The organism is Nocardioides thalensis (assembly GCF_013410655.1).
GTDB classification, from domain to species: Bacteria; Actinomycetota; Actinomycetes; order Propionibacteriales; family Nocardioidaceae; genus Nocardioides; species Nocardioides thalensis.
In genome coordinates this window covers 3,752,824-3,770,411 of the sequence record NZ_JACCFP010000001.1, presented here as the reverse complement: position 1 = coordinate 3,770,411, position 17,588 = coordinate 3,752,824, and the positions used below count along the sequence as shown (strand labels likewise).

Sequence of the window (17,588 nt, the reverse complement as noted above, 5' to 3'; positions counted from 1 at the left end):
ACCACACCGTCGCGAGTCGCTCACGCGACCCGGGTGCGTTCGCCGTCCGCGTCGATCCTGACCACCCTCTCGACGACGTCGTCGATGCGCGCCACCTGCCCGGACACGCAGACCTCGGCCAGCGCGTTGCTTCGCCCGCGCCGGCGTCGCTCCTCGTCGTAGGGATAGTCGGCGACCGGGCGGAACGATGCCGGTCCGCGGCGCGGCGCGTTCGGGTACAGGGTGCTGCCGGAGTTGAACGCGCAGAGCGTGACTGCCGGGCCGCACTCCTCGAGGAGGCGGCGGGTGCTCACCGTGATCACGTCGCGCCTGCGCCCGCGGTGGCCGCGGGCGCGGAGGTGGTTCTCGAGGCGCCGCTCGGTCGCCCAGAAGAAGACCCGGGCGTTGAGCTCACGGCAGAACTCCTCCACCGAGCAGTCGAGGCACCGCTGGAGGATCGGGAGCCGCAACGGTCGGTTGTCGAAGATGACCGCCCGGCCGTGGCGCGGATGGGTGAGCTCGACCGGCACCGGCCGCGGGCGGCTGAGGAGGGTGCCGCGGTCGGGCTCCGGCACCTCGAAGCGGTCGAGCAGGGCCCGGGTGCTCAGGAGGCCGGTCCGGCTGATCGCCTCCCAGGCTCCGCCGGTCGTCACGTGGTGCACGAGCGGGTGGCGCTCGGCGAGTTCTTCCGGAGACATATTGCAATCATTACAACAACCGTCGTACGGTGTCTTGCAATCCTTCCAAGAAAGGTTGCGACAGATGACGGACGCTGTGGTGGTCGGAGCAGGGCTCTCGGGCCTGGTGTGCGCGCGACGGCTCGCCGGGGCGGGCGTCGACGTGGAGGTCCTCGAGGCCCGCGACCGCGTCGGCGGGCGGACCCTCAACCAGGCCATCGGGCCCGGGCAGGTCACCGAGCTCGGCGGCCAGTGGGCCGGGCCGCAGCACACCGCCGTACGCCGGCTCGCCGCCGAGGTCGGGGTCGAGACGTTCCCGACCCACATCGCCGGCAGGCACCTCTACCACCACGCCGGCCGCGCGACGCGCTACCGCGGCGACGTTCCGGCGCGGATGCCGCTCGGACTCGGCGACTTCCGTCTGGCGCAGGCCCGGCTCGAGCGCCTTGCCCGCCGCATCGACCTCGACGATCCGGCTGGTGCGCCGTGGGCGCGGAGGTACGACGAGATGACCGTCGAGACCTGGATGCGCCGGCACATGCGCACTCGGTCCGGTCGGTCCCTGATGCGCTTGACCATCAAGGCTGTCCTGGCGGTCGAGCCCCGCGAGATCTCGCTTCTCGGCTGGTTGTTCTACATCGCCAGCGGCGGTGGCCTGGACTCACTGATCCGGACCGACGGCGGCTACCAGCAGGACCGCTTCGTCGGGGGCTCGCAGGAGATCGCACTGCGGATGGCGGCCGACCTCGGGCAGCGCCTGCGCCTGGCGACTCCGGTGCGTCGGATCGAGCACGGGCGCGACGGGGTGCGGGTCCACGCCGACGGCGCGGTCGTGGACGCCCGGTCCGTGGTGGTCGCGATCCCGCCGCACCTCCATCCCACCATCGAGTTCGCACCCGGACTCCCGGCCGTGCGCAACCAGCTCGCGACCGCGATGTCGGCCGGCATGGTGACGAAGTTCGTCGCCGTCTACCCCGAGCCGTTCTGGCGCGAGGCCGGGCTCTCGGGCCACGCGACCTCCACGGAGGGGCCGATCAGCATGACGTTCGACAACTCGCCCCCGGACGGGAGCCCGGGCGCCCTGGTCGCGTTCGCGTTGGCCGACGGCGCCCGCGCGTTGGAGGCGATGAGCCCGGCCGACCGACGCGGCGTCGTACTCGACGCCCTGGTCGCGCTGTACGGCGACCGGGCGAGCACGCCGCAGCAGCTCCACGAGCAGTGCTGGGCCCGCGAGCAGTGGACGCGCGGGTGCTACGTCGGCTACTTCGGGCCGGGCGGCTGGACGTCGTTCGGATCGGCGCTGCGCCGGCCGGTGGGACGGATCGTGTGGGCCGGCGCCGAGACAGCCACGCACGGCCACGGGTCCATGGACGGCGCCGTCACGGCAGGGGAGCGGGCCGCCGAGGAGGCGCTGGCCGCCTTGCGGCTCGAGGCCGGAGTGCGGGCGTGAGAAGGGCGGTGACGCCGGCGGCGCTCGTCGCGTTCGGCGCGAGCTACGTGGTCCTCGGCGCGTGGGCCGGTGTCCACGCCGCGTCCTTCACCGAGGCGGTCGCCGACTTCGGGCCGCCCAACGACCACCTCGTCCACGACTACGGCGCCGCGTCCGTCGCCGTCGGTGGCGGGCTCCTGCTCGCCGTACGACGGCCCGGGTGGTGGCTCCCGGTGCTTGCGGTGGCGGCGATCTGGAACGCGCTGCACACCGTCTCCCACCTCGTCGGCATCGATCAGGCGGGGTCGCGCGCTCTCGGCGTCGCCGAGGCGGTGGTGCTGTTCGCGTCGACCGTGCTCCTCGCCGGACTGGCGACGATGGCGAGGGAGGAGCCATGACCGACTGGCGTGCCGCTCACGAACGGGTGGTCGACAACTTCCGCACGGGCTGGGACCGGCCCGATCCCCACGCCTGGGACGAGCTCATGGATCCTGAGATGCGGTTCGTGCAGCCGATGCTGCGTGACGGCACCGGGCCGGAGCACTGGTGGCGGGAGAGCGCCCGCACCCTTGCCCTGCTGCCCGACCTGCGCGCCGACGTGCTGAGCTGGGCCGGTTCGGGCGAGAACCTGTTCATCCACATCCGGTTCACCGCGACGCTCGCCGGCCGGCCGCTGTCCTGGGAGGCGGTCGACCTGCTGAGGGTCACGCCCGAGGGCGTTGCGCTCTTCCGCGAGTCGTTCTTCGACTCCGTGCCCGTCGCGACCCAGGTCCTCAGCCGCCCGCGCTCGTGGCTGCGGTGGTGGCGGTCCGGGGTCGGCCCGTTCTTCGCGCGCAGGCGCCTGCTGCGACCCCCACCCACGCACGTCCACGGAGGCTCCTCATGACATCGACCCCCGACCTGCACACGGCCGCCCAGGCCTTCGTCGCCGAGGCCGAGCGGATGACCAACCAGCGCGACGTGGACGGCATCCGCGACGTGTTCGCCGAGGACGGTCACCAGGTCGCCGTGCTCGACGGCATCCTCATCGAGTCCCGAGGGATCGACGAGATCCATTCCGCGTGGCGAACGATGTGCGCCTTCATGGAGCGGCGGGCCATGTTCGTCGAGAAGTCGCTCGTCGCTGCCGACCGGACCACGATCGTCAACGAGTGGACCGGCACCGTCGCCGGGAGGAGGTCGGCGCGCGGCATCGAGGTCTGGCGCCGCGGTGAGGACGGGCGCGTGGTCGACCAGCGCCTCTACGGCTTCCTCGACCCTCGCCCCGAGAGCAGCCCCGTCGCGGGCCTCCGGATGCTCGCGTCGCACCCCTTGACGGCGCTGGCGCTCGCACGGGCGCGGCGCAACCCCTGACCCGGGGCAGCGGCGTCCACGCTCCGCTAGGGCGAGAGCTCCGAGAAGAAGTTCGCCCACCAGCCGGGGCGACCGGACGGCCCGCACGCCGTGCTCGCCACGACGATCGCAAGCTCGTCGACAGGATCGAGGACCTGGCTCTCGCGCCGCATCCGGAAGCGCAGCTCGGCGGTGCTGTCGTGACGTTGCCACGGCCACCGCCACCCGGTCCGCCGCATGGTGACCACCGGCGTCCCGTCCCGCTCGATCAGCGTCCGTCGGCGCGTCAGGTGGCGGACGGCGTACCTCCGGCCGGCGAGCACCACGTGCCCGTTCCGGTGCGTGCGCCTCCAGCCGTGCTGCTTGCCGTTCCATGCCTCGCCGACGGTGCCGTCGGGCATCAGGATCGACGCGAGGCCGCCGTGCAGCAACCCGCCGTGCCGGCTCTTCCATGCGCGGAGCGGGACCTCGTCCACCCACCGGCCGATGGGCCCGAGGATCTGTGTTCCAGGGGTGTCGGCGACGACGAGCGCGAGCGTTGCGCGGAGGCGCCTCCCGGCGTCATACAGCTCCAGCTGCGCCGTGTCGCTCCTCCAAGCAGCACGCCAGGTCAGAGGTGGTTCCCACGTCAGCCCCATGCGACGACCCCTCGGTGTGACGTCCTGTCCATCGGAAAGTCAGCAATCGTCGCTGTCGTCGGCCTATTCCCCGGCGCGCTGGTGCAAGCGGGGTCAGCCGTGGAGCTGGATCAGCTGGAGGTAGTTGCCGTCGGGGTCGCTGAAGGTCCCGAACCGCCCCGACGGCCGGTCCTCCGGCGGTGCGATCCACGTGACCTCCGCGGAGTCGAGCTGGGCCTGGTAGTGGTCGAAGTCGTCCACGTGGAAGTTGAGGATCGAGCGACCGGGCTCCGGGTTGACCTCGCTGACGTCCTCTCGCTGTTCGATGATCAGCCAGAGCTCACCCAGCACGATCGGGCCGTCTCCGGCGTGGTCCGGCGCGATCACCCGGCGGTACCAGTCGGTGAGGTCCGCGGCTCGGGTGCTGCCGAGGAGGATGCTTCCTGCAGGCATGGTGGGCATTGCTTCAATCTCCGTTTCTGTGCGGGTTGCGTCGGCGAGGATCCGAGGCGCGGTGCCGGCCGAAGCCCGCTCGCCACCGACGGGAGGACGGGCGGGCCGCCTTCAGCTGCACGAGCCGCTCGGTGATGCGCTTGATCCGCCTCAGGCGGTCGTCCCAGGCGTCCGGCTGCTGCACGGCTCGCCGTCCTTCCTCGGGCGTTCAATATGCAACGAATGGTTGCGTTGACCCTAGTGGACAAGGAGGGCAGATGCAACTATTGGTTGCGCGACAGCGGTTGCGCGCCAGGTTCAGTTGCCGCGGCGTCGAGCGAGCGCGTGGTCACCCGGCGCTCGGCATCGCGTCGACCTCCGCCGCGCCCGGGCACGGGAACGCGCGTCGATAGTCCGTGGGCGTGACTCCGACGACCTGCTGGAAGTGGCGCCGGAGGTTGGCCCCGGTCCCCATCCCGCTGCGATCGGCGATGCGCTCGACGGACAGGTACGTCGTCTCCAGCAACAGCTGCGCGAAGGCGATCCGCTGGTTCAGGAGCCATTGCATCGGCGCCATCCCGGTTGCCTGCTGAACCCTTCTGAACAGCGTGCGCGGGCTCAGGTGCGCGCGCTGGGCGAGCGAGTCGACAGTGATGGGCTCGGAGAGGTTCTCGCGCGCCCATTGCAGCACGGGTTCGATGCTCGCGTCGTCGGAGCGCGGCACGGAGAGATCGACGAACTGCGCCTGCCCCCCGGTCCGGTGCGCTGGGGTGACGAGTCGCCGGGCCAGGTGGTTCGCCGCGAGCGGGCCGAGGTCGGATCGGACGAGGTGCAGGCACAGGTCCATGCCGGCCGTCAGTCCCGCACTCGTGAGGACGTCGCCCTCGTCGACGTAGAGGACGGTGGGGTCGACCTCGACCTGCGGGAAGCGGCGCTTCAGGTCGTCGGTGTGCCACCAGTGGCCAGTCGCCCTCTTCCCGTCCAGCAGGCCCGCGGCAGCGAGGGCGAACACGCCGGTGCAGAGGGAGACCATGCGCGCACCGCGCCCGTGTGCCTCACGGAGGGCCGCCGTCAGCTCGGGCGCCGGGTCGTCCGTCCGGGTCAGCCAGCTCTCGGGAACCGACGGCACGATCACGGTGTCCGCCCCCGCGATGTCGTCCAACCCGTACGGCGTCGTCAGGCCGAAGCCGTTGTCCGGGCGTGGGACGTCGATCGAGCACCACCGCAGGTCGTACCAGGGATCGACGAGCTCCGGGGCGGGGATCCCGAAGACCGCGTTGACGATGCCGAACTCGAACATGTCCCACGGGTGGATGTTCGACGACTCGACCACGACTGCTGCGACGGTCCCGACGGCCATCACCCCAGTCTGGCACGATCCGTTCGCTCATAGGCAATCCTGCCACTGTCGGGAGGGCGCGCCGGCGGCGACGCTTCCGTGTCATGACAAGTGATGCCCTCGAGCCCGCGGCGCCCGTCGCCCGCCCTGTCCTTGACCCGCGGCGTTGGAAGGCGCTCGCGCTCCTGTGCGTGGCGTTCTTCATGGTCATCGTCGACTCCCAGATCGTGATCCTGGCTCTCCCCGAGATGCGGTCGGACCTCGGGATGTCGGCCACCGAGTCGACGTGGGTCATGAGCGCCTACATGCTCAGCTTCGGCGGCCTGTTGCTCCTGGGAGGTCGCACCGCTGACCACCTCGGCGGTCGCCGGATGTTCATGGTGGGGACGGCGCTGTTCATGGCCGCTTCCGTGGCGTGCGCGCTCGCACCCACGGGCGCCGCGCTCATCGCGGCGCGGCTCGTCCAGGGCGCGGCGGCGGCGATCATGACGCCGACCGCGATGACCGTGCTCATGGCGACGTTCCCCGAGGGCGCCGAGCGCAACAAGGCGCTGGGGATCTGGACGGGGATCGGTGCCTTCGGTGCCACGGCGGCCTTGCTGATCGGTGGCCCGATCACCGACGGGCTGGGTTGGCCGTGGGTCTTCTACATCAACGTGCCGCTCGGTCTGATCGTCCTGGTGCTCGGGCCGAAGGTCCTGCGTGAGACGGCGCGGGTGGTCGGAAGGAGCCGGTTCGACGCTCCCGGAGCCGCTCTTGTCACGGGTGCGGTGGGAGCGCTGGTGTACGCGATCATCGAGGCGCCTTCGGCGGGGTGGGCGAGCGGGCAGACGCTGGCTCTGCTCGTCGGCGCCGCGATCCTGATGGTCGGGTTCGTGCTCGTCGAGCAGCGCTCCCCGGCGCCGTTGGTGCCCCTTCGGATCTTCCGCTCTGCGACGTTCGTCAGCGGCAACGTGATCGTGCTGCTGGTGGGCATGGCGGTGTACGGCGGCGCCATGACGCTCTCCCTCTACGCGCAGGACGTCCTGGGCTACTCCGCTGTCGCGTTCGGGCTCAGCACCGCCATCTACGCTGCGATGTCGCTGATCGGCTCCAACGTCGCCGGGCGCCTGATCACGACAGCCGGATTCAGGCGCATCGCGCTCGTCGGGTCGACCCTGATGGGCACCGGGCTCGTCGTACTCGCGTTCGTCTCTCCCGACGGCAACTACTGGGACGACCTGTTCATCGGGCTGGTCGTCTTCGGCTCCGGTATCGGCACCACCCACGTGGCCGGGTCGGTCGCTGCGCTGAGCGGCGCCAAGCCGGAGGAAGCCGGCCTCGCCTCCGGCGTCACGAATGCCGTGTTCCAGGTGGGGGCGGCGCTCGGCATCGCCATCACGTCGACGGTGGCGCTGGCGACGAAGGGCGCCGGCGAGAGCGCGGGCGCCCTGACCGAGGGCTATCGGGCGTCCTTCTGGACGTGTGCGGTCTTCGTCCTCGTCGCGTTCGTGATCGCGTTGGCGACCCGACGGACGCCGCGGGACGAGCGGGAAGGGGCGAGCGCCGGGACCTCGGCTTCGTGATGCGCCGCGGCGATTCCTCGTGCGCCCGCGTCCGGTCCTTAGGGATGGAGCTCGTCGCGAGGGCTCGGGACCGGGAGGTCGAACGGGATGGAAGGCTCGGACGCGCTGATCGACAGGGTGCTGGCGCCGTCCCTGCGCTTCGCGACCCGCGCCTCCGCGCTCCTTGCGCCCGACGCGTCGCACCGGCCGACGCCGTGCGCGTCGTGGAACGTCGCGGAGCTGGCCCGGCACCTGCTGGAGTCGCTCCACGTCGTCACCACCTCGCTGAACTTCGGGATCACCCCACCGCCGCCGGCGTGGCTCGCGCACTGGGACGACCTCTCCGAGTTCGAGCAACGGCTCGGTGGCGTCGCGCGTGACCTGCTTGCCGCTGCGCGACGGGGGAGGCGTCCATCCGTCTCGATCGACGGCGTCGACCTGGACAGAGGGTTGGTGCTGATCGTCGCCTCGCTCGAGGCATCGGTGCACAGCTGGGACCTCCTGGCGGGCGCAGGTACGCCGCTCCCTCTTCCTGCGCCTCTCGCGCGGAACCTCGGACGCGTCCTTCCGGCGGTGCTCGACACCGAGGCGAGGGGATCCCAGTTCGCGCCGCCCGTCCCGGTGCCCGACGGCGCCTCCCCCAGCGACCGGATCCTCGCCGCCGTCGGACGGTCGCCGGACCGTTGGAGCCGGGGCGGCAACAGGCGGGCCTGACGCGGCGCGGGACTCGCGATTCCTTCGCGCCCGCACATCGGTCTCTTACTCCGTACCCGGAAAGCAAGGAACGGAGCGAGGAATGGGAACGATCACGGTGTCGGCGTTCGTGACCGTCGACGGCGTCCAGCGTGATCCGGTGGCCTGGATCGGCGACTGGTTCAGCGACGACCTCGTTGCCCACGCCACCGGCCTGCTCGGGCAGGCGGACGCGATGGTCATGGGACGGGGGACCTACCAGTACTTCGCCGAGCGGTTCCCCCACATCCCGGGGCCCCACGCAGACCGGGTCAACACGATGAGGAAGCTCGTGGTCTCGAGCTCCCTCAGCGAGGTGGGCTGGCAGAACGCCGAGCTGGTGCGCGGGGACGCCTTCGAGGTGGCGATGGGCCTCCTCGGGCGGGAGCAGGGCTCCTACGTCATGTACGGCTACGGCTCCCTCGCGGCCCGGCTGATCCACAACGGCTTCGTGGGGACGCTCGAGTTCCTCGTCGTCCCCACGTTGCGCGGTTCGGGGTCCTCGATGGTCCAGGAGAGCCTGGGCCGCGACCTGGTCCTGTCGTCGAGCCGCACGTTCGAGTCCGGCGTCGTCGGCCTCACCTACACGCCGCAGTGGGACTGAGCGGCGACAGCGTCATCCGCGACGCGGGTCGCCGCCCTCGGCCCCTCCGGCGCCGGGCACGGACGCCACGGTCACCATGAGCGGACGCAGGCCGTGCCGCTCGTAGAACCGGAGTGCGTCGGCGTTGCCGTGGACGACCCCGATCCACAGGTCGCGAACCCCGAGCTCGAGCATGCGCTCCCGCGCCGCCGTCAACAGGGCGCTCCCGATCCCCGCCCCGCGTCGGTGCGGGGCGACGGCCAACGACTCGACGTCCCCGATGCGGTCGCCGGTCGTCCAGGAGTCGTCGGGGCCCGGCAGGAAGTGCGCGACCAGGTAACCGACCAGGTCGTCGCCCTCGAACGCTCCGAGCGCGAAGGCGTCGGGCTCCGCCAGCCACTGCCGGTAGCGCTCGCGACGGATCTTCCAGGTGGTGGCGGGCTCCCACCAGGTGGCCCAGCTCGGACCGATCGACCGGTGTTGCCGGTCGAGAGCGAGCCACAGAGGCTCGACCATGTCGATCTCCGAAGCCTGGAGCACTCTGATGCGTCGCTCGGACGGTTCCATGTCCTCATCCTCTCTGCGAAGGACCAGTCACGTGCCACCTGAGGACGGCGATCCCGCACTCGTAGGCCCGCGAGTCGAGGAGGTCCCACCTGGCGCCCGCGAGCGCCCGGTCGAAGATCCTGGCTCCTTCGCCGGCCAGACCGGGGTTGACGAACAGCTGGAGCTCGTCGACCAGCCCGGCCCGGAGCAGGGCGGAGGCGAACGAGGCACCGCCGAAGCAGATGACCTTGCCGTCCACCCGCTCCAGGGCCTGCCGGACGCCGTCGACCAGCGGCCCGGTGATGACGGTGTGGTCCGAGCGACCGTGCTGATAGCTCTCGCTGGTCACCACGAGCTTCGGCACGTCGGTGACGTGGCGTGCGAAGGCGAAGTCGGGGTCACCTGCACGCTCCTCGGCGATGCCTTGCCAGTGGTCCGCGTAGCCGTCCGCCATGGGCCGGCTGAGCAGGATCGCGTCTGCGTCCGTCACGAGCTCGTTGAACCTGCTCATGAGGTCTGCGGACCAGGGCGAGTCAGGGCCCCAGTCCCACAGGCCCCACGGAACTCCCAGGGAGCTGTCCACGTAGCCGTCGATGGAGGTCTGCATCTGCAGGACGAGATCGGTCATCACGTTCCGTTCGGTTGGGGTTGCTGGGTGGAGCGGGCGGGTCGACGAGTTGGTCACAGGTCCAGCACGGACGGATGGCCGGCGGCGGTGACCAACCACGGGTCCTTGAACACCGTGGCCCTCCGGATCCGCCGGTCGGAGATGGTGAGGACGCAGAAGCCGGACGCGCGGTACCGCCCCTTCTCGTCGCGGAGGTAGGAGACCGCAGCGGGTTGCCCGTTGACCCGCGTGGGGAACAGGCGCCAGTCGCCCGGTGCGCCGAGGACGTGTCGCTCGAGATAGGGCAGGCACGTGGCGATGCCCTGGAACCAGGTCCGCGAAGGGGGGCACTCGATGCTGAAGTCCTCGTGCGCCAGCCGGCGGATCTCGTCGATGTCGGACTTCTCGAAGGCCAGGACGTACTGCCCGAGCAGCTCGGTCTCCACGATCGCCGGGTCGACCGTCGCTTCGGTCGGCGCCGCCGCCTCGATCCTGCGACGAGCCCGCTGCAGGAGGCTCTTGACGGCCGGGACGGTGATGTCCAGCGATCGGGCGACCTCGTCCGCGGGCCAGGCGAGCACCTGTCGGAGGAGGAAGACCGCCCGCTGTCGGGGCGGCAGGTGCTGGAGGGCCGCCACCAGCGCCAGGTTGACCGACTCGCGGTGGACCACGATCTCCAGCGGGTCGGTTGCCGCGCTCGGTCGGGTCGCGTCGTCGGGCAGCGGCTGCAGCCAGCTCGTCCCGAGCTCGAGCACGGGAGCCGCGTCCGGGTCGTCGGTCGGCGCGCCGAGACCTGCGGGAAGCACGCGTCGCTGCTTGCCGCCGAGAGCGTTCAGGCAGGTGTTGGTCGCGATCCGGTAGAGCCAGGTCTTCAGGGACGACCGCTGCTCGAACTGGCTGATCCCGCGCCGTGCGCGCAGGTAGGTCTCCTGGACGAGGTCCTCCGCATCGTGGAAGGACCCCGTCATCTGGTAGCAGTGCCGCAGGAGTGCCCCGCGAAGGGCGTGGAACTCGGTGTCGAGGAGTCCCTCAGGCGTCTCATCCGCCGCGTATCCGCTCACGCTGCTCCTTCGTCGACGTACCGGGCCTGGCCCGCTTGGTATGGAGACCGCCGGGAGCGTCGAAAGGAATCGCTCAGCGTGGAATTTCGATCCCAGGAGCCGCCGGGAGGAGCGGTTCGACCCACGCCGCGAACCGGCGGATCGCGTCGTCGGCCTCGGGAGCACGCCCGGCGGCCATCTGGAACGTGTGCTGCTGGCCCGGGAAGACATCGAGCGCCACCTGAACGCCGGCCTGCTCCGCCCGCAGCGCGAGGTTCCGGGCGTCGTCGAGCAACGTCTCGTCGCCGCCGACCTGGATGTACGTCGGTGGGAGCCCGGCCAGGTCCGCGAAGGCGGGGCTGGCCAGGGGATCACGGGGATCCGTGCTGCCCAGGTACATCGCCGCCAGCCCCTTCACGACGTCCTGGTAGAAGTACGCGTCGCGGCCGGCGTTGAGCTCGTAGCTGGCGTTCGACACGGTCATGTCGACCCACGGCGAGATCAGGTAGATCGCAGCGGGCATCGCACGCCGGTCGTCCCGGGCTCGGAGCGCTGTCGCCAGGGCGAGCGTCGCCGCGGCGGAGTCCGCGCCGAACACGACGTGCTGTGCCTCGACACCGCCGTCCAGGAGCCACTCGTACGCCGCCGAGGTCGCCGTGAGCTGGGCCGGGTGCTGGTGCTCCGGGGTGTGCGGGTAGGAGACCAGGAGCGCGCGGATCCCGGCCGTCTTGGCCAGGTGGCCGACCAGCTTGCGATGCGTGTAGAGCGAACCTCCGACGAACCCGCCGCCGTGGATGTAGAGCAGCACGTCGTCCTTCCTGGCGTTACGGGGCTCCACCCACAGCACGGCCGCGCCGTCGATCTCCCGCTCGAGGTAGTCCACCTCGCGTGGCTCCGCGGTCAGGTCACCCCAGTGGTCGTTGGTCTCTCGCGGCTCCTGTCGAGAGGGATCCGGGTTGTTCAGTTCTTCCGTCCACGCGCGATACATGGTGGCGACGGCCTCGGACTGCCAGCTGGGCACTGCGGTTCTCCTTCGAAGACGGGATCTCTGCCGGCCGGACTCCGGAACCCTTGCTCCGGCCTGCCGCTACAGACCGCTGGTTGCGCCAGAAGGGAGCGTGGTGCGCCGCGGGCGATTCGTTCCCGCCCGCGGACGGGTCAGATCCTCGACACGAACGTCCGACCGGGTCGGAGGCCCTCATGCGAAACATCTTCCAGTCCGTCCTCATCTCGCTCGACGGTGTGGTGGCAGATCCTGGCCCCTGGGCCATGCCCTACTTCACCGAGGAGAGCGGGAAGGACGCATTGGCCCAGCTCGAGCGGTCGGACGCGATGCTGATGGGCCGCACCACGTATGCGGACCTGGCTGCCCGCTGGCGCAACGACTCGGGGCCGTTCGCCCAGCGGATGGCGGCGATACCCAAGTACGTCTTCTCCTCGACGTTGCGGGAGCCGCTCTGGTCGAGCACGACCATCGTCCGCGGCGATCCGGTCGCGGAGGTGGCTCGACTCAAGGACGACGGTGACGGAGACCTGACGACCTACGGCTACGGCCGGCTCGCCCGGACCCTCCTGGAGGCCGGCCTGGTCGACGAGATGATGCTGTCGATCCACCCCGTCGTCCTGGGCGGGTCGGCGCCTCGCCTGGAGTCACCACCCCTCGGCCTGACGCTCTCCGGCGTGGTGCCGCGCACCTCGGGAGTGGTGGTGGCCAGCTATCGGGTCGGCCGGGTTGGAGCGTAGGTCGACCGGCGACCGCCCGGTTCCCTGCCGATTGGGACCGGCGAGGCACGATGGGTTAGAGTTCCACCGCTCCAGTGATGGAGCCGCAAGGCCCCGTAGCGCAGTTGGTTAGCGCGCCGCCCTGTCACGGCGGAGGCCGCGGGTTCGAGTCCCGTCGGGGTCGCCAGCACGCCCGGACCACCAGGTCCGGGCGTCTTGCGTTTCCCGGGCAGAATGGGCGGGTGCCCGTCGAGATGAGCCCCGAAAAGTTCGACGCGCTCGTCGACCAGGCGCTCGACGAGATCCCGGACGAGATCGCCACGCTGGTGCGCAACGTGGTGGTGCTCGTCGAGGAGGAGCCGCCCGAGGGGGAACCCGACGACCTGCTCGGCCTGTACGACGGTGTCGCCCTCACCGAGCGGGACAGCTCGGTCATCCAGCAGCTGCCCGACCGGATCTTCATCTTCCGGGGCCCGCTGCTCGACATGTGCGAGGACGAGGCCGACCTGGTCGAGGAGATCCGGATCACCGTGGTCCACGAGGTCGCTCACCACTTCGGCATCGACGACGCCCGCCTGCACGAGCTCGGCTACGCCTGATCCGCCGTACGCACCGAGGGCCCGGCGGCCCGAGGGCCCGACGTACCTGACGTTCTGGTTCGAAATCGGGCGCCAGGACGACCATTACGTCAGGTGCGTCGCCGCCCAGAAGCCGAGCGCGCACGCGGCCAGCCCGAGGACCACCGTCGCCAGGGCGTACGCCGCGCCGCGTCTCATGCCGAGGTCGCGCGTCTGCACCGCGAGCGACGAGTAGGTCGACAGCCCGCCGCAGAAGCCGGCGCCGAGGAACGCCAGCGCCTGCCCGTCGACCGACCAACCGACGCACAGCCCGAGCAGCAGCGAGGCGAGGGTGTTGGCGGCGAGCGTCCCGGCGTGCAGCGGGCGCTCCCACCGGCGGCCGAGGTAGTACCGCAGCGGTGCGCCGACGGCGGCGCCGAGCGCCACCCAGAGCGCGGTCACAACTCGTCCTCGGCGGGCAGCGGCGGGGCGAGCCGGCCCACGGCGACGACCGCGACCAGGCACGCGGCGAGCGTGCCCACGACGTAGGCCGCGGCGAGCGCCGTACGGCCGTCGGCGAGGAGGGCCCGACTCTGCTCCGACGTGGCCGAGAACGTCGTGAACCCGCCGAGCACACCCGGCCCGAGCGCCGCCGCCCACGCCTCCGACCGGCGCGCGAGGGGGAGCAGCTCGAGGCCGGCGAGCAGTGCGCAGCCGACGACGTTGACCGTGAACGTCGTCCACGGGAAGCCGGAGCCGTCGGCGGCCACCTCGCCCGCACCCCAGCGGAGCACGGCCCCGATCGCGCCTCCCGCGGCCACCGCGAGCAGCAGGCGCGGGGCGGGGGTCACGTCGTGATCGTAGGGGCGCCGTCGGACCACGCCACGGGCGAGGCGCCGCGGGCCTGGCGCCGGAACTCGCCCAGGAACCAGATCTGGAACGCCCGCTGCTCGGGCGTGCGGGGAGCGGTCAGCAGCCGCTCGGCGCGGCTGAAGTCGTCGGCGGCGTCGAGGAGGTCGACGAGGCCGCCGATCTGGAGCGCGACGTGGGGGCTCATCCGCAGGCGCAGGTCCACCGTGGTGTGGCCGCCGGTGCGCGCGGCGTCGACCTGCTCGCGGCCCATGTTGGCGCGCAGCGGCCGCTCGAGCGCGTCGAAGGCCTCGGCGAACTCGCGCGCCAGCGGGTAGTCATCCTCGTGGGCGAGCGCGAGCAGCCGGATCTCGCGGCGCAGGTCGCGGAAGTGCCGTTGGAAGCGGCCGAAGTAGTCGACCGGCACGCCGTTGACCTGGATCGCGACCTCGCCGATGCGGGTCTTGGTCTCGATGGGCGGGGTCGTGGTCTGGGTGACCTGGTAGGGAGCGCCGCGGTCGTCGGCGAGCTCGGTCGCCGGCTCGAACCAGACCGCCTTGCCGTCGTCCTCGATCTCGGCGCCCCACGCCACCGACGCCCGCGCGACGATGTCGAGGCCGCGGCCAAACGCCGTCAGCCCGGTGATGTCGATCTGGTCGACGGCGCCCGAGTCGAACGCGTCGAGGTCGAAGGCGTCCATGTCGATGCCCCCGGCCGGGGAGCTCGGCTGCGGGGCGACGGTCGACCGATCGTAGACCTCGATCCGCGGGTGCTCGGGGGTGCCGCGGAGCTGGAGCCGGATCGGGGGCTCGCCGTGGAGGATCGCGTTGGTGACCAGCTCGGAGACGCCGAGCTCGGCGCACTCGGACAGGTCGGCCCTGTCGATGCGCCGGCAGGCGTCAACGACCCAGCGGCGTGCTTCCTGCACGCTGCCAGGTCCGGTGCCCAGAGGTAGGGGCTTCCGGTGCGGCACCTTGGAGATGCACCTCCACTGGTTCCGATGCCCGAGTCTGTTGTCTGAGGGGAGTTTGGGTAGTGATCCTGCGTTCACTACCCGCGCCGCGAAGCGGCCAAACCCGAGAGGCGCACCCAGATTCTGCCCTTCGAAGGACGGTGCTCGCACACCGTCCATCCCTAGGGCGTGTCGCCCGCCGCGGCGGCGCGATGTGACCGACGAGACGCCCACCTGGATTGGGGGTCGCGCTCGGCCTTCAGGGACAATGAAAGGTGCAGGGACAATGACGTCGCAGGCATCGATCCCGCCGCAAGTCGCTCACAAGGAGGGCACTCATGGCAGCCAGCGAGACCACCGACACCACCGCGGTCCCGGGTTCGGGCCGGCACAGGGTGGTCGTGATCGGCTCCGGGTTCGGCGGCCTGTTCGGCACCAAGGCGCTCCGACGCTCCGACGTCGACGTCACCATGGTCGCGAAGACGACCCACCACCTCTTCCAGCCGCTGCTCTACCAGGTGGCGACCGGCATCCTCTCCGAGGGCGAGATCGCGCCGCCGACCCGTGAGGTCCTGGCCGGCCAGAAGAACGCCCAGGTCCTCCTCGGCGAGGTCACCGCCATCGACCTCGAGGCCCGCACCGTCACCTCGCAGGTGCTCGGCCGCGAGCTCGTCACGCCGTACGACTCGCTGATCGTGGCGGCCGGCGCCGGCCAGTCCTACTTCGGCAACGACCACTTCGCCGAGTTCGCCCCCGGCATGAAGAGCATCGACGACGCGCTCGAGCTGCGCGGCCGCATCTTCGGCGCGTTCGAGATGGCCGAGATCGGCGCCAAGCGCGGCGACAACGTCGACCACCTGCTCACGTTCGTCGTCGTCGGCGCCGGCCCGACCGGTGTCGAGATGGCCGGACAGATCGCCGAGCTCGCCCACCGCACGCTGACCCGCGACTTCCGCGCGATCAGCTCCAAGCAGGCCCGGGTGATCCTGGTCGACGCCGCGCCCCAGGTGCTGCCACCGTTCGGCCAGAAGCTCGGCGGCTGGGCGCACAAGGAGCTCGAGGAGATGGGCGTCGAGGTCAAGGTCGGCGCCATGGTCACCGGCGTCGACGAGCGCGGCCTCACCGTCAAGTACAAGGACGGCACCGAGGAGAACATCGCCGCCGTCACCAAGGTGTGGGCCGCCGGCGTCCAGGCCAGCCCGCTCGGCAAGACCCTCTCGGAGCAGACCGGCGCGCCGCTCGACCGCGCCGGCCGGATCGCTGTCAACCCCGACCTCACCCTCCCGGGCCACCCCGAGGTGTTCGTGGTCGGCGACATGATCGCGCTCGACAACCTCCCGGGTGTCGCCCAGGTCGCCATCCAGGGCGCGAAGTACGCCGCCAAGGAGATCGACGGCCGGCTCAAGGGCAAGGCCCCGCAGGCGCCGTTCAAGTACTTCGACAAGGGCTCGATGGCCATCGTCAGTCGCTTCCGCGCGGTCGCGATGGTCGGCAAGCTCCGGCTCACCGGCTTCATCGCGTGGCTGATGTGGCTCGCCGTGCACCTCTTCTACATCACCGGCTTCAAGAACCGTGTCACCGCGGTGCTGCACTGGTTCGTCTCGTTCATCGGCAAGGGCCGCTCGGAGCGCACGTCGACCGAGCAGCAGATCTTCGCCCGGGTCGCGCTCCAGCGGCTCCAGCGGGGCGCGACCGACCTGGTCTCGAACCCCGGCGAGTACGACGCCGAGGCCGAGCGCCGCCGGCGCGCCGAGCTCGAGGCGCAGGCCGCCGAGGAGGCCCGGCTCTCCGACGCCAACGAGCGCGGCGTCAAGGTCTGATCCGCGCTCAGGCGGTCAGGCCCCCGTCGACCACCAGCACCTGCCCGGTCATGTAGTCGTTGGCCGGGTCGGTGAGGAACTGGCACACGCGCGCGATGTCGGCCGGCTCACCGAGCCGGCCGGCCGGCGTACGCCGCACGATCTGGCCCATCTGGCCCTCGTCGAGGCCGTGCGACATCTCCGTGCGCAGATAGCCGGGAGCGATCGAGTTCACGATGATGCCGCGCGAGCCCAGCTCCCGCGACAGCGCGCGGGTCATGCCGTCGAGCGCGACCTTGGTCGCGCTGTAGACCGCGAGCCCGCGGTAGCCGGAGAGGCCGACGATCGAGGAGATGTTGACGATGTGGCCCTTGCGCCGCGCGAGCATCCGGCGCGAGACCAGCTTGGTCACGTGCAGCGTGCCCTTGATGTTGAGGTCGATCACGAGGTCGATGTCGTCGTCGTCGGCCATCGCCAGGATGCCGTCGCGCGCGACGCCGGCGTTGTTGACCAGCACCTCGATGCTGTCCCAGGTCTCGATGACCTGCTCGATGAACGCCGTCGTCGTCGGCCGGTCGCTCAGGTCGACCTCGGCGAAGAGGAACCGGTCCTTGGTCTCCGGGTCGCTCTCCCACCGGTCGACCTCGGGCGTCCGGCTGCGCGCACAGGTCGCGACACGGTCGCCCGAGTCGAGGTAGGACTGCACCAGACCGGCGCCCAGGCCGCGGCTCCCGCCGGTGATCACCACGGTGCGGGGGGCGATGGACACGGGCTCGCTCATGCGTCGTACTCCTGTCTGCGGCGCCGTCGGACTCGGGGGCAAGGGGTACGACGCAGCGGGCGTCACCCTAG

Annotated in this window: 22 protein-coding genes and 1 tRNA gene; 11 read left to right on the top strand and 12 right to left on the bottom strand. The window is 71.1% G+C overall.

Annotated features, from left to right (window positions below; all coding sequences use genetic code 11):
• Window positions 1-20 precede the first annotated feature (20 nt).
• Entirely contained in the window at window positions 21-677 is a 657-nt protein-coding gene (locus HNR19_RS18360) for a DUF7002 family protein (RefSeq protein WP_179669256.1), read from the bottom strand.
• Window positions 678-741: 64 nt separating this feature from the next.
• On the opposite strand from HNR19_RS18360, the gene HNR19_RS18355 reads away from it, so the two are divergent.
• From HNR19_RS18355 to HNR19_RS18340, 4 genes are read left to right on the top strand one after another with little or no spacing between them, the layout of a single operon-like run.
• Window positions 742-2,106: an FAD-dependent oxidoreductase gene (locus tag HNR19_RS18355; protein WP_179669255.1), complete on the top strand. Its 1,365-nt coding sequence runs from the start codon at window positions 742-744 to the stop codon at window positions 2,104-2,106.
• Window positions 2,103-2,483, top strand: a complete 381-nt coding sequence (locus tag HNR19_RS18350; RefSeq protein ID WP_179669254.1) for a hypothetical protein — start codon at window positions 2,103-2,105, stop codon at window positions 2,481-2,483. Before HNR19_RS18355 ends, HNR19_RS18350 begins: the two co-directional genes overlap by 4 nt.
• Window positions 2,480-2,971 carry a nuclear transport factor 2 family protein gene (locus tag HNR19_RS18345; protein ID WP_179669253.1) on the top strand — a complete coding sequence of 164 codons (492 nt, stop codon included), beginning with the start codon at window positions 2,480-2,482 and terminating at the stop codon, window positions 2,969-2,971. The genes HNR19_RS18350 and HNR19_RS18345 overlap by 4 nt, the downstream gene beginning before the upstream one ends.
• Window positions 2,968-3,438: a YybH family protein gene (locus HNR19_RS18340; RefSeq protein ID WP_179669252.1), complete on the top strand. Its 471-nt coding sequence runs from the start codon at window positions 2,968-2,970 to the stop codon at window positions 3,436-3,438. Before HNR19_RS18345 ends, HNR19_RS18340 begins: the two co-directional genes overlap by 4 nt.
• Before the next feature lie 26 nt (window positions 3,439-3,464).
• Here the strand turns inward: HNR19_RS18340 and HNR19_RS18335 are convergent, their stop codons facing one another.
• From HNR19_RS18335 to HNR19_RS18325, 3 genes are all read right to left on the bottom strand, one after another.
• The gene (locus HNR19_RS18335; protein ID WP_179669251.1) at window positions 3,465-4,055 is read right to left on the bottom strand and encodes a hypothetical protein; all 591 of its coding nucleotides are present in this window, start codon (window positions 4,053-4,055) and stop codon (window positions 3,465-3,467) included.
• 93 nt (window positions 4,056-4,148) lie between these two features.
• Window positions 4,149-4,496, bottom strand: coding sequence for a VOC family protein (locus tag HNR19_RS18330; RefSeq protein ID WP_179669250.1), 348 nt, complete (start codon window positions 4,494-4,496; stop codon window positions 4,149-4,151).
• A 319-nt stretch (window positions 4,497-4,815) separates the two neighbouring features.
• Window positions 4,816-5,826, bottom strand: coding sequence for a helix-turn-helix domain-containing protein (locus tag HNR19_RS18325; RefSeq protein WP_179669249.1), 1,011 nt, complete (start codon window positions 5,824-5,826; stop codon window positions 4,816-4,818).
• 83 nt (window positions 5,827-5,909) lie between these two features.
• Here HNR19_RS18325 and HNR19_RS18320 point away from each other — a divergent pair, with 83 nt between their 5' ends.
• From HNR19_RS18320 to HNR19_RS18310, 3 genes are all read left to right on the top strand, one after another.
• The gene (locus HNR19_RS18320; RefSeq protein WP_179669248.1) at window positions 5,910-7,370 is read left to right on the top strand and encodes a DHA2 family efflux MFS transporter permease subunit; all 1,461 of its coding nucleotides are present in this window, start codon (window positions 5,910-5,912) and stop codon (window positions 7,368-7,370) included.
• An 87-nt stretch (window positions 7,371-7,457) separates the two neighbouring features.
• The gene (locus HNR19_RS18315; protein WP_179669247.1) at window positions 7,458-8,063 is read left to right on the top strand and encodes a maleylpyruvate isomerase N-terminal domain-containing protein; all 606 of its coding nucleotides are present in this window, start codon (window positions 7,458-7,460) and stop codon (window positions 8,061-8,063) included.
• 82 nt (window positions 8,064-8,145) lie between these two features.
• A complete protein-coding gene (locus HNR19_RS18310; protein WP_179669246.1) occupies window positions 8,146-8,685 on the top strand; it encodes a dihydrofolate reductase family protein in 540 nt (179 codons plus the stop codon).
• 12 nt (window positions 8,686-8,697) lie between these two features.
• Here HNR19_RS18310 and HNR19_RS18305 read toward each other — a convergent pair whose 3' ends face one another.
• The 4 genes from HNR19_RS18305 to HNR19_RS22395 form a co-directional block, all read right to left on the bottom strand.
• A complete protein-coding gene (locus tag HNR19_RS18305; RefSeq protein ID WP_179669245.1) occupies window positions 8,698-9,231 on the bottom strand; it encodes a GNAT family N-acetyltransferase in 534 nt (177 codons plus the stop codon).
• 4 nt (window positions 9,232-9,235) lie between these two features.
• Complete coding sequence (locus HNR19_RS18300) at window positions 9,236-9,838, bottom strand: dihydrofolate reductase family protein (protein WP_179669244.1); 603 nt, start codon at window positions 9,836-9,838, stop codon at window positions 9,236-9,238.
• A 53-nt stretch (window positions 9,839-9,891) separates the two neighbouring features.
• A complete protein-coding gene (locus HNR19_RS18295; RefSeq protein WP_218910310.1) occupies window positions 9,892-10,878 on the bottom strand; it encodes an RNA polymerase subunit sigma-70 in 987 nt (328 codons plus the stop codon).
• Between the two features lie 73 nt (window positions 10,879-10,951).
• The gene (locus HNR19_RS22395) at window positions 10,952-11,878 is read right to left on the bottom strand and encodes an alpha/beta hydrolase fold domain-containing protein (protein WP_218910309.1); all 927 of its coding nucleotides are present in this window, start codon (window positions 11,876-11,878) and stop codon (window positions 10,952-10,954) included.
• 179 nt (window positions 11,879-12,057) lie between these two features.
• On the opposite strand from HNR19_RS22395, the gene HNR19_RS18290 reads away from it, so the two are divergent.
• The 3 genes from HNR19_RS18290 (at window position 12,058) to HNR19_RS18280 (ending at window position 13,178) form a co-directional block, all read left to right on the top strand.
• On the top strand, window positions 12,058-12,600 hold the full coding sequence (locus HNR19_RS18290) for a dihydrofolate reductase family protein (RefSeq protein ID WP_179669242.1): 543 nt from the start codon (window positions 12,058-12,060) through the stop codon (window positions 12,598-12,600).
• 89 nt (window positions 12,601-12,689) lie between these two features.
• Window positions 12,690-12,766: transfer RNA gene (locus tag HNR19_RS18285), tRNA-Asp, on the top strand.
• A 55-nt stretch (window positions 12,767-12,821) separates the two neighbouring features.
• Window positions 12,822-13,178 carry a metallopeptidase family protein gene (locus HNR19_RS18280; RefSeq protein ID WP_179669241.1) on the top strand — a complete coding sequence of 119 codons (357 nt, stop codon included), beginning with the start codon at window positions 12,822-12,824 and terminating at the stop codon, window positions 13,176-13,178.
• 84 nt (window positions 13,179-13,262) lie between these two features.
• Here HNR19_RS18280 and HNR19_RS18275 read toward each other — a convergent pair whose 3' ends face one another.
• Genes HNR19_RS18275 through HNR19_RS18265 form a run of 3 tightly spaced genes read right to left on the bottom strand, consistent with a single transcriptional unit; the run spans window position 13,263 to window position 14,913 of the window.
• Window positions 13,263-13,598: a CrcB family protein gene (locus HNR19_RS18275; protein WP_179669240.1), complete on the bottom strand. Its 336-nt coding sequence runs from the start codon at window positions 13,596-13,598 to the stop codon at window positions 13,263-13,265.
• Window positions 13,595-13,987: a CrcB family protein gene (locus HNR19_RS18270; protein WP_218910308.1), complete on the bottom strand. Its 393-nt coding sequence runs from the start codon at window positions 13,985-13,987 to the stop codon at window positions 13,595-13,597. Before HNR19_RS18270 ends, HNR19_RS18275 begins: the two co-directional genes overlap by 4 nt.
• Window positions 13,984-14,913 carry an ATP-binding protein gene (locus tag HNR19_RS18265; protein ID WP_343047268.1) on the bottom strand — a complete coding sequence of 310 codons (930 nt, stop codon included), beginning with the start codon at window positions 14,911-14,913 and terminating at the stop codon, window positions 13,984-13,986. Before HNR19_RS18265 ends, HNR19_RS18270 begins: the two co-directional genes overlap by 4 nt.
• A gap of 362 nt (window positions 14,914-15,275) precedes the next feature.
• On the opposite strand from HNR19_RS18265, the gene HNR19_RS18260 reads away from it, so the two are divergent.
• Complete coding sequence (locus tag HNR19_RS18260) at window positions 15,276-16,757, top strand: NAD(P)/FAD-dependent oxidoreductase (RefSeq protein WP_179669237.1); 1,482 nt, start codon at window positions 15,276-15,278, stop codon at window positions 16,755-16,757.
• Between the two features lie 7 nt (window positions 16,758-16,764).
• Here the strand turns inward: HNR19_RS18260 and HNR19_RS18255 are convergent, their stop codons facing one another.
• Window positions 16,765-17,517, bottom strand: coding sequence for an SDR family NAD(P)-dependent oxidoreductase (locus HNR19_RS18255; RefSeq protein WP_179669236.1), 753 nt, complete (start codon window positions 17,515-17,517; stop codon window positions 16,765-16,767).
• Window positions 17,518-17,588 lie beyond the last annotated feature (71 nt).

What these genes read in the sequence shown, in the direction of transcription:
- HNR19_RS18360 (WP_179669256.1), bottom strand. Translation starts at nt 677, where the DNA reads ATGTCTCCGGAAGAACTCGCCGAGCGCCACCCGCTCGTGCACCACGTG.
- HNR19_RS18355 (WP_179669255.1), top strand. Translation starts at nt 742, where the DNA reads ATGACGGACGCTGTGGTGGTCGGAGCAGGGCTCTCGGGCCTGGTGTGC.
- HNR19_RS18345 (WP_179669253.1), top strand. Translation starts at nt 2,480, where the DNA reads ATGACCGACTGGCGTGCCGCTCACGAACGGGTGGTCGACAACTTCCGC.
- HNR19_RS18340 (WP_179669252.1), top strand. Translation starts at nt 2,968, where the DNA reads ATGACATCGACCCCCGACCTGCACACGGCCGCCCAGGCCTTCGTCGCC.
- HNR19_RS18335 (WP_179669251.1), bottom strand. Translation starts at nt 4,055, where the DNA reads ATGGGGCTGACGTGGGAACCACCTCTGACCTGGCGTGCTGCTTGGAGG.
- HNR19_RS18330 (WP_179669250.1), bottom strand. Translation starts at nt 4,496, where the DNA reads ATGCCCACCATGCCTGCAGGAAGCATCCTCCTCGGCAGCACCCGAGCC.
- HNR19_RS18325 (WP_179669249.1), bottom strand. Translation starts at nt 5,826, where the DNA reads ATGGCCGTCGGGACCGTCGCAGCAGTCGTGGTCGAGTCGTCGAACATC.
- HNR19_RS18320 (WP_179669248.1), top strand. Translation starts at nt 5,910, where the DNA reads ATGACAAGTGATGCCCTCGAGCCCGCGGCGCCCGTCGCCCGCCCTGTC.
- HNR19_RS18315 (WP_179669247.1), top strand. Translation starts at nt 7,458, where the DNA reads ATGGAAGGCTCGGACGCGCTGATCGACAGGGTGCTGGCGCCGTCCCTG.
- HNR19_RS18310 (WP_179669246.1), top strand. Translation starts at nt 8,146, where the DNA reads ATGGGAACGATCACGGTGTCGGCGTTCGTGACCGTCGACGGCGTCCAG.
- HNR19_RS18305 (WP_179669245.1), bottom strand. Translation starts at nt 9,231, where the DNA reads ATGGAACCGTCCGAGCGACGCATCAGAGTGCTCCAGGCTTCGGAGATC.
- HNR19_RS18300 (WP_179669244.1), bottom strand. Translation starts at nt 9,838, where the DNA reads ATGACCGATCTCGTCCTGCAGATGCAGACCTCCATCGACGGCTACGTG.
- HNR19_RS18290 (WP_179669242.1), top strand. Translation starts at nt 12,058, where the DNA reads ATGCGAAACATCTTCCAGTCCGTCCTCATCTCGCTCGACGGTGTGGTG.
- HNR19_RS18260 (WP_179669237.1), top strand. Translation starts at nt 15,276, where the DNA reads ATGGCAGCCAGCGAGACCACCGACACCACCGCGGTCCCGGGTTCGGGC.
- HNR19_RS18255 (WP_179669236.1), bottom strand. Translation starts at nt 17,517, where the DNA reads ATGAGCGAGCCCGTGTCCATCGCCCCCCGCACCGTGGTGATCACCGGC.